10 protein-coding genes are annotated in these 15,032 nt (G+C 38.0%); 2 read left to right on the top strand and 8 right to left on the bottom strand.

Translation table 11 applies throughout. The features are described 5' to 3' along the window. Window positions 1-36 precede the first annotated feature (36 nt). A complete protein-coding gene (locus tag BLQ66_RS08775; RefSeq protein WP_074521830.1) occupies window positions 37-1,251 on the top strand; it encodes an argininosuccinate synthase in 1,215 nt (404 codons plus the stop codon). Between the two features lie 832 nt (window positions 1,252-2,083). On the opposite strand, the gene glyA is transcribed toward BLQ66_RS08775, so the two are convergent. The 4 genes from glyA to aspS all read right to left on the bottom strand — a co-directional run bounded on the left by glyA (window position 2,084) and on the right by aspS (window position 8,997). Then, window positions 2,084-3,325, bottom strand: coding sequence for a serine hydroxymethyltransferase (gene glyA, locus BLQ66_RS08770; RefSeq protein WP_074521829.1), 1,242 nt, complete (start codon window positions 3,323-3,325; stop codon window positions 2,084-2,086). Between the two features lie 168 nt (window positions 3,326-3,493). Next, window positions 3,494-5,230, bottom strand: a complete 1,737-nt coding sequence (locus BLQ66_RS08765) for an ABC transporter ATP-binding protein (RefSeq protein ID WP_074521828.1) — start codon at window positions 5,228-5,230, stop codon at window positions 3,494-3,496. Next, window positions 5,223-7,010, bottom strand: a complete 1,788-nt coding sequence (locus BLQ66_RS08760) for an ABC transporter ATP-binding protein (RefSeq protein ID WP_074521827.1) — start codon at window positions 7,008-7,010, stop codon at window positions 5,223-5,225. The genes BLQ66_RS08765 and BLQ66_RS08760 overlap by 8 nt, the downstream gene beginning before the upstream one ends. 187 nt (window positions 7,011-7,197) lie before the next feature. After that, window positions 7,198-8,997 (bottom strand): aspartate--tRNA ligase, encoded by a 1,800-nt coding sequence (gene aspS / locus BLQ66_RS08755; RefSeq protein WP_074521826.1) that lies wholly within the window; start codon window positions 8,995-8,997, stop codon window positions 7,198-7,200. Between the two features lie 244 nt (window positions 8,998-9,241). Between aspS and BLQ66_RS08750 the strand changes: the two genes are divergently transcribed. After that, entirely contained in the window at window positions 9,242-10,645 is a 1,404-nt protein-coding gene (locus BLQ66_RS08750) for an MATE family efflux transporter (RefSeq protein ID WP_083330326.1), read from the top strand. A 64-nt stretch (window positions 10,646-10,709) separates the two neighbouring features. Here the strand turns inward: BLQ66_RS08750 and BLQ66_RS08745 are convergent, their stop codons facing one another. The 4 genes from BLQ66_RS08745 to BLQ66_RS08730 form a co-directional block, all read right to left on the bottom strand. Beyond that, window positions 10,710-10,922, bottom strand: coding sequence for a hypothetical protein (locus BLQ66_RS08745; protein ID WP_074521824.1), 213 nt, complete (start codon window positions 10,920-10,922; stop codon window positions 10,710-10,712). A 25-nt stretch (window positions 10,923-10,947) separates the two neighbouring features. After that, window positions 10,948-12,147, bottom strand: coding sequence for a CapA family protein (locus BLQ66_RS08740; RefSeq protein WP_074521823.1), 1,200 nt, complete (start codon window positions 12,145-12,147; stop codon window positions 10,948-10,950). A 77-nt stretch (window positions 12,148-12,224) separates the two neighbouring features. Then, window positions 12,225-13,553: a polysaccharide deacetylase family protein gene (locus BLQ66_RS08735; protein WP_074521822.1), complete on the bottom strand. Its 1,329-nt coding sequence runs from the start codon at window positions 13,551-13,553 to the stop codon at window positions 12,225-12,227. 42 nt (window positions 13,554-13,595) lie between these two features. Continuing rightward, window positions 13,596-14,864: an alpha-amylase family glycosyl hydrolase gene (locus BLQ66_RS08730; protein WP_074521821.1), complete on the bottom strand. Its 1,269-nt coding sequence runs from the start codon at window positions 14,862-14,864 to the stop codon at window positions 13,596-13,598. Window positions 14,865-15,032 lie beyond the last annotated feature (168 nt).

The raw sequence follows: 15,032 nt of genomic DNA, 5'->3' as shown, positions 1-15,032 counted from the left end.
GAAACCTAACCTGTATTTTTTGGAGGAAAGAAAATCATGAAAGAGAAAGTTATTTTAGCTTATTCAGGCGGACTTGATACAACTGCCATCATTCCTTGGTTAAAGGAAAATTTCGATTATGAAGTAATTTGTGTTTGTGCTGACTGTGGTCAGGAAGAAGAGTTAGATGGCTTAGAGGAAAGAGCTATTTCATGTGGTGCTAGCAAGCTCTACATCGAAGATTTAACTGATGAATTCTGTGATGATTATATTGTTCCATGTGTTCAGGCACATGCAGTATATGAAAATAAATATTTACTTGGTACTTCAATGGCAAGACCTCTTATTGCTAAGAGATTAGTAGAAATTGCTCGTAAGGAAGGCGCTACAGCAATTTGTCACGGTGCTACAGGTAAAGGTAACGATCAGATCAGATTTGAACTTACAATTAAGGCTCTTGCACCAGATATCAAGATTATTGCAGCTTGGAGAAATGAAAAGTGGACAATGCAGTCTCGTGAGGATGAGATTGAATATTGTAAGCAGCATGGAATCAACCTTCCATTCTCAGCTGACACAAGCTACAGCCGTGATAGAAACATTTGGCATATCAGCCATGAAGGTCTTGAACTTGAAGATCCTGCAAATGAGCCAAACTACGATCATTTACTTGTATTATCTCAGACACCTGAGAAGGCTCCAGATGAAGGCGAATATGTAACAATCGACTTTGAAGCAGGTGTTCCAAAGAAGGTTAACGGTCAGGCTATGAAGGTTTCTGATATCATCAGAACATTAAATAAGCTTGGTGGTAAGCATGGTATTGGTATCATCGATATCGTTGAAAACCGTGTAGTTGGTATGAAGTCTCGTGGTGTTTATGAAACTCCTGGTGGAACAATTCTTTACGAAGCACATCAGCAGCTTGAAGAATTAGTTCTTGATAGAGATACAACAACAATGAAGCTTGATATGGGTAACAAGTTTGCTCAGATCGTTTACGAAGGAAAGTGGGAAACTCCTCTTCGTGAAGCTTGCCAGGCATTCATTGAGTCTACTCAGAAGAAGGTAACAGGTCAGGTTAAGTTCAAGCTCTACAAGGGTAACATCATTAAGGCTGGAACAACTTCACCATACTCACTCTACAATGAGTCAATCGCTTCATTTACAACAGGTGACCTCTATGATCATCACGATGCTGAAGGCTTCATCAACCTCTTCGGTTTATCATTAAAGGTTCGTGCTATGAAGGAAGCTGAGAACAATAAGTAGTTATCCGATTTTAGGAAAATGTGTCTAATAGGGAAATAGATTTATAGAAAAATGTACGTAATTAACACTAGGAAATTTTGAGAAATCAAGCTTTCCTAGTGTTTTTTTGATGTTTGTGAGGGAGATTGTAGTTCTCGCTAGAAGCTGTGCCTTTCTAAACGCTTTAAGCCTACTATAGCCACCAGTTACTAATTAGGGATTTTATAAGTTTCTGGCTTTGTGCCTTTCCGGGAGATTACAAGCTTTATCAGGCACCAAAGAATTCTTCTGTAAGTCCCGCTTTCTCATCATTTCCGAAGCATTTGTGCCTATGATTTAAGTAAACTCTATATTTAAGCACAGTTTTTCAAGCTCTCAAAAAATCGCTTGTGACTTTTTCTAAGCAAAGCTCTGATTTAAGCACAAGATTCCCTATTTTTCTAGTATCTAACCTTCTTTCTTAAAATTTCCTGTGCCTTTTTTCAGAGTAATTGAAAGTTACAGCCAAATCATGTCCTTTTTTTACAATTTTACTTGTGACCCTTTTGCAATGATTCAGTAAAATAAGTCAAAACAAGCTTATCAGAGACGAGAAAAGGCTGAAAAACAGCACTTTCCGGGAGTATATAGTCTCCATAAGGCAAGGAAGAATTCTTCTGTAAGTTTCGGATGCTCTGCAGCTTCGTATATACTACATATCCCAAAAAGTTTCCCACTCTTTTAATTTCCACCAATTAAAAAACCGCAGGGCCAAGCCCCGCGGTAAATATTTAAAAATAAACAAAACAGAATTATTAAAACTTAGATTTAAGGAATCTCTTCCATAACTTAAAATGCAAATTGCATTCTTATCTTATTCGTAAAGTGGGTACTTATCTGTAAGACTCTTAACAAGTTCCATAGCCTTAGCCTTATTAGCATCAACATCGTCAACAAGGAGAGCAATAGCTTCTGCTACTACATCCATATCAGCTTCATTGAAGCCTCTAGTTGTAACTGCTGCTGTACCAAGTCTGATACCGCTTGTTACAAATGGAGAAGCTGGATCATTAGGAATTGTGTTCTTGTTACATGTAATATTAGCTGCATCAAGAAGCTTTTCAACTTCCTTACCAGTCTTATTCTTAGAAAGTAAGTTAACTAACATAAGATGGTTATCTGTACCGCCTGAAACAAGATCAAAGCCTCTGCTTGTAAGACCGTTAGCAAGTGCCTTAGCGTTCTTAACAATATTTTCAGCATAGACCTTAAAGCTTGGATCAAGTGCTTCCTTTAAGCAGACAGCCTTAGCTGCGATAACGTGCATTAAAGGACCACCCTGTGTACCTGGGAATACTGACTTATTAAGCTTGTGCTCATCAGCAAATTCCTGTGATGATAAAATCATACCACCTCTTGGTCCACGAAGTGTCTTATGTGTTGTAGTTGTTACAACATGAGCATATGGAATTGGGCTTGGATGAGCACCACCAGCTACAAGGCCAGCGATATGTGCCATATCAACAAAGAGGTAAGCACCAACTTCATCTGCAATTTCTCTAAATCTCTTAAAGTCAATTGTTCTTGCATAAGCAGAAGCACCTGCGATAATCATCTTAGGCTTGCATTCCTTAGCAATTCTTTCAACTTCATCATAATCAATAAATCCATCAGCTGTAACACCGTAAGGAACGATGTTAAAGTAGCTACCAGAAATATTAGCTGCTGAACCATGTGATAAATGTCCACCACAGTCAAGGCTCATACCCATAACTGTTTCACCTGGCTTAACAAGTGCATAGAACACTGCCATATTAGCCTGTGCACCTGAATGAGGCTGAACGTTAACGTATGTACAACCAAAAAGCTTCTTAGCTCTTTCAATTGCTAAGTTTTCAACTACGTCAACATATTCACATCCACCGTAATATCTCTTAGCTGGGTAACCTTCAGCATACTTGTTAGTAAGTGGGCTTCCCATAGCAGCCATAACAGCCTTGCTTACTAGGTTCTCAGAAGCAATAAGCTCAATATGACTTCTCTGTCTTGCAAGTTCATCATCCATAGCCTTAGCTAAATCTGGATCAAAACTTGACACTTCATTAAATGAATACATACAAATCCTCCCAAATTGTGATTCATAAGAGCCTTCTAGGTTTAAAAGCCCTTACGATTATTTATATTATAATAACTAGAGTTCATAAGTCAATTAATTTTAATGTATAGAAAAGTTAAAATAATTAGGTCTGCTTCTTTTACAATCCACTTTCTTCATCCAAATAAATTATGCAATCTTCCAGCTTACTGCCTTCTTTCGTCCGCTAACAAAATTCTTGTAAATTCCATCCTGGGCCATTAGCTCGTCATGCTTGCCCTGCTGGACAATTTTGCCTTTATCAATAACCAGGATTTGATCTGCATGTCTTACCGTCTTCAATCTGTGTGCGATCATGATGATAGTCTTTTCCCTAGTAAGATTCTCAATTGCCTCTGTCAATTCCTTCTCGTTTTCTGGGTCCACATTGGCTGTTGCCTCATCCAAAATGATGATTGGTGCATCCTTCATGATGGCTCTGGCAATAGCAATTCGCTGCTTTTCACCGCCTGACAATGTAGCGCCACCTTCCCCAACTACTGTCTCATAGCCATCTGGAAGTGCCATGATGAAATCGTGGCAACAAGCTTTCTTGGCGGCAGCCATAACTTCATCTATGGAAGCCTCCGGACGGCCAAATCTGATGTTGTTTGCAATGGTATCCTCAAACAAATAAACTCGCTGGAAAACAAAGCTGAAATTCTCCATCAAAGAATCGAAGCTGTAGTCCCTTACATCTCTTCCGCCAAGAGTGACCTTGCCGGATTTCACATCCCAAAATCTTGCAATAAGGGATGTCAGTGTAGTCTTGCCACCGCCGGATGGGCCAACAATTGCTGTAGTAGTTTTCTCTTTAATATCAAGGGTCACATCGTCGATGATCGTCCTGTCCTCATATGCAAAGCTGACATGGTCAAGATGAATATCACGGTTTGAAGGATGAATTTCCTCACCATTAATATCCATCTCCTCAACTTCCATAATCTCATTTACCATATCAACACCTTTTCCGATGATTCTGATAAGAGCTGTGTAAGTTCCTGCCAAATCCAGTGACTCAAAGATAATGAATGCACAAAGCATCATTGTGATACAGTATGTGAGCTTCATGCTGCCATTCAGATAAAAGGAGATTGATGCGCCTGCAATTACTACTCCCGCAAGCTTACAGATGAGCATCTGCACGCCTACCAAAGGAATGGCCGCAATCTCTGCTTTGATATCAGCCTTTGTTTTTCTTTCGATGGCTTTATTGAGCCTTGCGTTGTTCATGGCGATAATGTTGTAGTTTCTGATTTCTGCAATGCCCTGGATGAACTCAAGAATTACGCCAACCATATCCTTATCTGACTCAATTTTCTCAGGAGCAACCTTCTCTACACTCTTGTTTGTAAAATGATTGAAGATAAAGAAAACCAGAATAACCGCAACACATATCAAGCCGATTCTCACATCGAAAATAAACATTCCAAGACTAACGATGAGGGTTGTAATTGTACCCTGCATAACTAATATTATTGCGCGGGTTGCAATATCTCCGGTCTGCTCCAAAGTGTTGGTTGTAACAGATGTGATATGCCCCAGGCTTGTATCATTAAAATATCCCATTGGCAAATATCTGAGATGCTCGCCAATTTCAATTCGCTTGCCAGCGCAGGTCCTATAGCCGCCTTCTGTAAGAAGCATCTGATAGAACCTATTTATAACCATTTTTCCAACAGTGCTTAAGAGCATAAATCCCATTACAAGTAAAAATGTATTTACGGTAATTTTATTATTCACAATGGCATCAATTGCAAAATAAGCAGCAGGAATTTTCATGCCAGCAAAGATTGCATCAATAACACCTAATGCAATTGATATATAAAACTTTTTTCTGTTTTCTTCATTACAGAATTTGAAAAATTTCATCAAAATTTTAAGCATGAGCAGCCTCCCTTCTAGCGTCTGAACCCATAACTGAATCCACTCTGTCATCGTCCTTCACCATGGTGTGTGCCTCCCACATATTCTTATAGAGAGGACAATCAGCTAGGAGCTGCGCATGAGTGCCTTCTGCCTCAACATTTCCCTCATTTATAACGAAAATCTTGTCCGCATCAATGATAGTTGACAACCTATGGGCAATAACAATAAGAGTCTTGCCCCGTACCAGCTTTGCCACACTTTCCTGTACAAGAGCTTCATTTTCGGGATCCGTATATGCCGTAGCTTCATCCATAATTACAACCGGTGCATCCTTTAGCATTGCTCGTGCTATACAGATTCTCTGTCGCTCTCCCCCTGATAGATGTCCGCCTGCACCACCAACAATAGTGTCGTAGCCATTTTCAAGTCCAAGGATGAATTCATGGCATCCAGTAGCTTTCGCTGCGGCAATAACCTCTTCATCTGTGGCACCGGCCTTGCCAAGTCTGATATTTTCCATAACGGACATATCAAACAGATAGTTGTCCTGGGCAACATAAGCAATCTTGCTTGTGTAATAATCAAGTGGAAGCTCTTTAATATCAACTCCACCAAAAGTGATGCTGCCTTCGTCTACATCCCAAAGGGAATCGATGAGTCGGGCGATTGTGCTCTTGCCTGAGCCGGAAGGTCCCACAAAGGCATTAACCTCTCCTTGCTTAATATCCATATTCAAGCCGTGCAAAATTTCCTTATCCTTATAAGAAAATCTCACATTTCTAAGAGTGATATCAGAGCCCACCGGCTGCTTTGTAAGAGTGTCAGGTCTTACCATATCTTCTCTTTCAATAATCTCTGTAACTTCTCCAAAGATTGCCTGCATTTTCATAATGTCATCCATGTATGAAAAGGCAATCATCAAAGGTCCCATGAGACCCGCAGAAAGAATAACTGATGTGATGAAATCCTCTGGTGTCATGCCACCATTTTTCACTAAAAGCAAACCAATTGGGAGAACTCCAAGGAATGTGGCTGGTGTGAAAGCAAAGCTTCCAGCCTGGAACCAGATACATTTTCTCATCCAATTGATAAAGCAATCTGCACCTTCCTTTGCAGCAAGCACGAATTTTTCATAAGAACTTCCTGTCTTGCCGAAGGCCTTAATAACCTCGATACCATTGATATATTCAACAGCTGTATCATTCAAATATTTAGTTTTCTGTATCGTATATTCGAATTCGCCCTGACTTCGGGCCATCATACCAGCCACAAAACACAAACCGATTGCAACTGAAATGAGATTTGCCAAGCCCATGCGCCAATCCAAAGCAAGAATGTAAATGAACATGACTATAGGCAATAAGATATTTGCTGTAAACTCAGGCACAATATGAGCCAAAGTTGTTTCCATAGAATCAACACGCTCTACAATAATATTTTTGTAGGCACCGCTATTATCATCCAAAACCGAACCAAGGGGAATAGTTGAAAGCTTCTTGCAAAGCTGAGTTCTGATCCCGCCTAATACGTTGAATGTGGCAACGTGGGACAATGTTGTAGAAGTTGAATGAAACACAACTCTCAAAGTCCAACACAGAGCCATTATCAAAATCAATGACATACAATGACCAAAATCCATATCCTTTGATAAAAGCATTCCAACAATCTTTGCAATTATCAAATATGGAATAAATGACATGGCAACACCGATAATGGCAAGTAGCACACTACCAATGTAAAAACTTTTCTTTCTCCCTGCAAAATGAATAACCCAGGAGAAGGTACTTCTTTTCTTCATAAATTCCTCCCTTTTGTACACAAGAACAAATTTAGGTAACTTGTTAGTTCTGACTAACATTGTAGTTAGATATAGCTAACTTGTCAAATATTATCTTAAAAAATTTCACAAAAAAAAGGAGCCTTTCGGCTCCTTTCCTTAAAAATCTAATGCCACTTCTCAAATGTAACATCAGCTTTATTATTTATTAGTTTTCTTCTGTCTCTTCTTCTGCTATATCAATGCTTAATTCCTTAAGCTGCTTTTCATCAACAACATCAGGAGCATTAGTAAGGAGACAGCTTGCATCCTTAACCTTAGGGAATGCAATTACGTCACGGATTGAATCGCGCTTAGCCATAAGCATTACAAGTCTATCAAGACCGTAAGCTAAACCAGCGTGTGGTGGAACACCATACTTGAAGGCATCAAGTAAGAATCCGAACTTCTCGTTAGCTGTTTCTTCTGTAAGACCAAGAGCCTTAAACATACGTGACTGAATATCAGCCTGGTGAATTCTTACTGAACCACCACCGATTTCTGTACCGTTAAGTACGATATCGTAAGCCTTAGCACGTACTGCACCTGGGTCTGACTCTAACTTATCTAAATCTTCGTCCATAGGCATTGTGAATGGATGGTGCATCGCTACCCATCTTTCTTCCTCGTCTGACCATTCAAACTGAGGGAATTCTGTTACCCATAAGAACTTGTAATCATTTTTATCAAGTAAGCCCATCTTATCAGCAAGCTCAACTCTTAATGCACCAAGTACATTCCAAACAATCTTATTTCTATCAGCTGCAAAGAGTAATAAGTCACCCTTCTCACCGTCAAGTGCCTTAACTAAGGCATCCATCTCTTCTTCTGTCATGAACTTAGCAAATGAAGACTTGTATGTTCCATCTTCATTAATGCAAATGTAAGCTAAGCCCTTAGCACCATAACCCTTAGCGAAATCAACTAAAGCGTCGATCTTCTTACGAGGCATGCTACCCTGACCCTTTGCGTTAATACCACGTACTGAGCCGCCATTTTCAAGAGCTGATGTAAATACACCAAAGCCGCAGTTCTTAACGATTTCAGATACGTCATGAAGTTCCATACCAAAACGAAGGTCTGGCTTATCAGAACCGAATCTATCCATAGCTTCCTGCCATGTCATTCTCTGAATTGGAAGCTTAACATCAACATCAAGTACTTCCTTGAAAAGATGTGCAAGTAATCTTTCGTTAACATCGATTACATCATCAACATCAACAAATGATAATTCCATATCGATCTGAGTAAATTCAGGCTGTCTATCAGCTCTTAAATCTTCATCTCTGAAACATCTTGCAATCTGCATATATCTATCATAACCAGAGCACATAAGCATCTGCTTAAATAACTGAGGTGACTGAGGAAGAGCATAAAATTTACCTGGATGAACTCTTGATGGAACTAAGTAATCTCTAGCACCTTCTGGTGTAGACTTAGTAAGCATTGGAGTTTCAATCTCAAGGAAGCCTTCATTAGCAAGGAATGCTCTTGTTAATGTAGCAACCTGGCTTCTCATAATAATGTTAGACTGAATATCAGGTCTTCTTAAATCAAGACATCTGTACTTAAGTCTAATATCTTCCTTAGTTGGAATATTCTCTTCAATTGGGAAAGGAGGTGTCTCAGATTCTGAAAGAATTCTAAGAGACTCTGCGATAACTTCAATATCACCAGTCTTTAAATTCTCATTTACGGCACCTGAACGCTTATTAACTGTACCCTCTACAGCAATAACGAATTCGTTACGAAGTGTATAGGCCTTATCAAAGCCTTCCTTACCAATTACATTCTCATCAAAAAGGATCTGTAAAAGACCACTTCTATCTCTTAAATCTACGAAGATTAAAGCACCTAAATTTCTTCTTTTTTGTACCCAACCCATAACTGTAACTTTTTCTCCAACATTGGCGCTAGATACTTCAGTACATCTATGAGTTCTTTTCAAACCTACCATTGACTCTGCCATGATTAGTTACCTCTTTCTACCTATTTAACTCATCTAATATAAGTCATAAAACACAATCTTTATAATAATAAATTCTTGGCTATTTGTAAAGCCGACTTTGGGAACTTTAAGGACTTTCATATTAGTTAAAAAATGTGTTATTTCCTATCTTTTTCGCATTAAAGCGTTGGCTTGATATAGCTATATTTCTAATGATATAGTATCAAACGATTTGAGAGAATATATTTGTTAAAGGATTGAGAAAATGAAGAATTTTACGAAAGGTCCGATTCTGCCGCAGATGCTACTCTTTAGTATACCTTTGGTGTTTACTAATTTGTTGCAGGTGCTATTTAACCTATGCGACGTGGCGGTAGTTGGAAGATTTGCAGGCTCTAATGCTTTAGGAAGTGTTGGCTCATCAGTAATTTTAGTCCAGCTCTTTCTTGCCTTTATTATTGGAATGAGCGGAAGTATAAATGTACTTACTGCCCTACATATCGGAGCCAAGAATAAAAAAGAATTATCAGAGACAGTACATACAAGTATTATTATTAGTTTTTTAGAAGGTGTAATTATCCTACTTATAGGAATTTTCTTTTCACCAATTATCTTAAAACTTTTAGGAACTAAGGATGAATTAATTGAAGGTGCCATTATTTATGCACGAATCTGTTCCATAGGTATGCCAGCCCTTGGTATTTATAATTGGGGAAATGCAATCCTATCCGCAGCAGGTAACACAAAGAAGCCACTTTATTTCTTAACTATTAGTGGTGTGGTAAATATAATTCTAAATTTATTTTTTGTAATTATTTGCCATTTAAGTGTGGCAGGTGTTGCCCTTGCAAGTGTTATTTCACAGTATCTACTTGCAGTTATGATCATTATTACAATGCTTAAAGAAAAGCAGGATTTTAAGTTGGAAATTAAGAAGATAAGAATTACAAAATCAAAGGTTCCTACTATTACTAAGTTAGGAATTTTATCAGGCTTTCAAAGTGCGGTTTTCCATTTTGCAAACCTCTTTGTACAGGCCGGTGTTAATAGCTTTGATGCAACTTTAGTTGCAGGTAATTCTGCTGCCACTAATGCCGATAGCATTATTTTTGAAAGTATGGCAGCTTTTAATACCGCAGGTGCAACCTTTATAGGTCAGAACTTCGGTGCAAGAGATAAGAAAAGAATGAGAACAAGTTACTTAACAAGTCTCTTTTTATCCATGGGACTTGGCCTACTAATGGGAAGCCTCTTACTTACCTTTGGTAGAGAGTTTTTATCCTTCTTCTCATCAGAGCCAGCCGTTATTGATGCAGGTCTAAAGAGACTAAACATCATGGCTCTTTGTTATTTCCTATCAGCCCTTATGGACTGTACTATTGCTGCTTCAAGAGCAATTCATAAAACTGCAGTGCCTACATTTATTGTAATCATGGGTGCTTGTGTATTTAGAGTTTTATGGGTAAAGACAGTATTTGCCATTATTGGTACAATCCCATCCCTTTACCTACTCTACCCATTCTCCTTTGTAATTACGGGAGTGGCTGAAATTGCTTACTTTATTCATTCTTATAAGAAGATTAGTTTTAAAGAAGATTCAAAGGCAAATAGCCATAATTCCAGCTTTGATATGAATGAAAAAACTTATTTTAAAGAGCATTTGACATAAATTTTATAAAAAATAAAATCTCTTCTACTGGATAATCCAGTTAGAAGAGATTTTTTATCTTCTTTTACTTTTTTAATTCTTCTAAACGTAATTGTATGAGTTTTTCTGATATATCATCTGGAACATTCCAACTTTTTCCTGTTTCATTAAAAAAATATTTTTCAAGTAGTTTTCTACGTTCTGCTATATCTAGAGATTTTATATTTTTATAATTAAGTACAATTAGTTTATTAATAGCTTTTTCTTCTTCAAAATTTTCATTAATTAAACCTGCCATTAAATGCTCCTTAAAAAAGATTTTTTTAATGCCACAAATCGCCCCAAACCTGATTTGCCAAGCTTGTGATATATTCCTTTGAAAATGTTGCATCCTGTTTTACGATTTCATTTTCACTAGCAAGTTCCTCTGTGTAATCTGCTAGGTCATAAACCGTAATTCCGTTAAGCTTAGATGTAACGTGGGATACCACTGCTTTAACTCCATAATCCTTAATTACTACATCACCATTATCATCCCTTGCAAGGGTTACCTCTGCCATGCCCCCAAGCATTCTATTGGCAATGCCAGTTCCACTTGATGAAGTCCAGTTTACAAAGTTACCTAGTGAGTAATATACAAGCATTTGATGACCTGTAGTTTCATTAGTTAACATTTCAATTGGCTCAATAACATGTGGATGTGTTCCAATTACGAGGTCGACATCATTTTCAAGGAAAATCTTAGTCCACTTCTTTTGTAAGCTATCTGTTTCAAGCAAATATTCTGTTCCCCAGTGGGGGCAAACAATTACAAAGTCAGCTAGCTCCTTAGCCTTCTTTATATCTGAAACCACTGCATCTTCCTCAAGCATATTTACTGCATAAGGCATGTCTGATGGAAGGGAAATGCCATTAGTTCCGTAAGTATAATTAAGAATAGCTATCTTCATGCCATCCTGCTCGTAAACATAGATGTTATCTCTTTCTTCCTGACTTTCATTAATACCAAGAACAGCCACATCCGGATAATTTGTCTGCCAATTGTGAAGGCAATTTAAAAGTCCTGTCTTACCCTTATCAAGGGCATGATTTGTTGCATGTAGGATAACATTAAAACCTGAATTTACTAGGTTTGTAGCCAAATTATAAGAGCAGTTAAAGGCAGGGTAGCCTGAAACTCCAAGATCCTCGCCGCCAATAATAACCTCTTGATTAACTAGGCTTAGGTCAGCTGCCTGAATGGACTCTTTTTCATTTTCAAAAATTGCAGAATAATCATATTGACCGTTTTCCTGAAGGCTATATTCTTCAATCCTATCGTGAAGTAAAATATCCCCCACCATGATTAAACTGATTTCACTAGGCTCTGCCTCAGTTGTTTCTTCTGTTGTAGCCTCTGTCTCAAGGCTTGTTTCATTAGTTTCTTCCTTTGTTTTGTCTGCGCATGCTGTTAGTGACAAACAAAAAAGGACTGCCATTAAACTAATGGCAGTCACTTGCTTTAATAGTTTCTTAAATAACATTTGTAACTCCCTCTTTAATGTAAAATTTTATATACATAAGTATTTTACAAAAACTTTAACATTAAATCAATGAGGAGTTAATTAGCTGGGCTTGCATGAACCATAGGCGAGCTCGTATCAAGTGGAAGGAAGGTGTAGCCATTTGCCAAGCCCCAAACAATTATATCTTCCACAGCATCTACGCTAAAGCTCTTAATATCATGCTGTAAAACCACTGACACATTTCTATCGGCAATTCCTGTTGTAACATTATTATAAACCGCATCCCTTGACTGTTCGCCACAGGCATCTCCTGAAGAAACGCTCCAGTCGCAATATCTATAGCCCATATTGGTAACTACGCTTGTAAGTCTAGACATGATGCCTATATTATAATGCCTACTTACAGTATTATCCGTACCTCCTGGAAAGCGAATAATGGCTGGTGCAACGCCTGTTTGATTAATGATAATCTCTCGCATAGCATTTAGGTCATTAATGTAGGCTTCCTCGCTTGAGTATATTTCAGAGTATTTATGGGAGTAGGAATGGATTGCAACAGTGTGACCTCGTCTTGCCTCTTCCCCTATTAAATACTGATAAGACGGATATTGATTGGTTACAAAAAATGTTACCTTTACATTGTACTTATCTAAAATATCAAGAAGCCTAGAAGTATACTTATAAGGTCCATCATCAAAGGTTAGATAAACCACCTTATCTCCCGGATTCCTTGTCTGTTCTAGAGTTTGCTGCTGATAAACAAATATTTTTCTTGTGGCAGTGCCCGTATTATTAGAGGAATCTGTAACAGAATAATTGATGTTATAAACGCCTATTTTACTTGTATCTAGGTTGTTAGTACTAGTCACATTTGCAGTTAAATCCCCATCGCAGTTATCACTTGCACTAAAACCTGGATCTGTGTAGCTCTCCCCAAGCTTTAAATAAACCATGCTATCTCCTGCAAGGCTAATTACGGGAGCATCTAAATCCACCACATTTACCACGCGGCTAAGCTCTAAAGTGTTTCCGTCTACATCTTCAAGGCTATAGCTTACCTCATAGCTACCTAGCTGGCTGCTGTCTACATTAGAGCTAATAGATACATTTTCAGAAATATCCCCTAAATACTCGTCCCATGCCTTAACTCCTGGGTCTATATATGTTTCTCCCAGGGAAATGTTTAGGCTAGCCTCCCCCTTTAGTGAAAATAGGCGAGGTACAGCCTGTTCCGTCTCAAGCTCTACATTTTCCACAACCCCAGCCTTTATATGCTTGCTAGCATTAGACTCTTCAATGGCAAAGGCTCCAATAGTTAAAACTAGGGCTAGTAATGACACAAGCCCAATAGATATTATAGCAGTTCCTAGATGTAAAAATTTCTTATTACTTTTCTTATTGTTTTTCTTATTCTTCTCCTTCACATAAATCCCCCCAATCAATTTCTACTTTCTCTTTTAAGTAAATTATGTAAGTATCCTTAGGCCAAAAGGCTCTAGGGTAAAGTGCTCACCCGCTACGTTAAACTCGTATGGATTTTCATCTGCATTTATGAAAATGAAAACGCTCTCCCCTTCATAGCTTCTCTTAAAGGCACACTGCCTATTTGTAATCATTAAATCAGTGAAATCCCCGTAGTTTAGGGCTTTGCTCTTAGTTTTAAACTTAGCAAGTTCTGCTATATATTCTGTAAGCTCATTAAATTCCGGCTTATCAAAGGCCGCTCTTAATTCGTAATCCCCGTAGTTTTTCTCTCCCTTAGCGCCCCACTCGCTTCCATAGTAGATACAAGGAATGCCAGGCATTGTAAAGATAAAGGCAAACATAAGCTTTAAATGCTCTGGTCTTTGAATAATTGAGGCCGCCCTTGTAACATCGTGATTGTCTATAAAGCTTAGCAAATGTCTTCCCTTATAAAGAGTCCAATCCTCCGGACCAAACTGTCTTTTTAGGGAATGCATGATTTCAAAGAGATTCATGCTATTTAAACTTGAATGAATACCCTTATAACACTCGTAATTAGTTGCAGAGTGGCACATATCATCTGCCATTATAGTTTTATAGTCTCCACCTAAAATCTCCCCTAATAAGAAGAAATCAGCCTTTAAACCATCTGTATAACTTCTAAGTCTCTTTAAAAAATTTCTATCAAGTAAATAAGCCACGTCAAGTCTAATTCCATCAATATCAAAATCCTCCACCCAGATTTTTACCGATTCTAGAAGATAGTTTATAACCTCTTCGTTTGAGAGATTAAGCTTTACCAAGTCATAACAACCTTCCCAGCCTTCATACCACAAACCGTCGTTAAACTCTGAATTTCCTCCAAAATTTATGTTAAACCAATCCTTGTATTTAGAATTCTCCCTATTTTTTATGACATCACGGAAGGCAAAGAAACCTCTGCCTACATGATTAAAGACCCCGTCTATAACCACCTTAATTCCTCTATCATGAAGTCTTTTAACTAAGTCGGTAAAATCCTTATTAGTACCTAGTCTTCTGTCTATAAGGCGATAATCCCTTGTATTATAGCCATGTGAATCGGATTCAAAAATTGGTGAAAAATAAATAGCATTGATCCCTAGTTTTTCAAAATGATCAAGCCAATCCTCATCGATCTTTGCTAATCTATTAGTTACCTTAAAATCTGCTTCTACATCATCATTTTCCCTTGGTGCACCAAGCATTCCTATGGGGAAAATCTGATAAAATACACTTTCATAAGCCCACATAGTTAGTAACCCCCTAATATTTTATTTAAGTTTGAGTCCTCACATAAGTAAAGCGGACATTCGGAATCCGCTTCGCTACTTCCTCATGAACGCAGTGGCACTGCGTTCAAACAATTTTATTTTCATCTAAAATTATTATATAATCTTTTCTCTTACTATACAAATAAA

The organism is Lachnospira pectinoschiza, from assembly GCF_900103815.1.
GTDB lineage: Bacteria > Bacillota > Clostridia > Lachnospirales > Lachnospiraceae > Lachnospira > Lachnospira pectinoschiza_B.
Note: the sequence above shows the minus strand (reverse complement) of the source record. Positions and strands in the feature narration are given on the sequence as shown.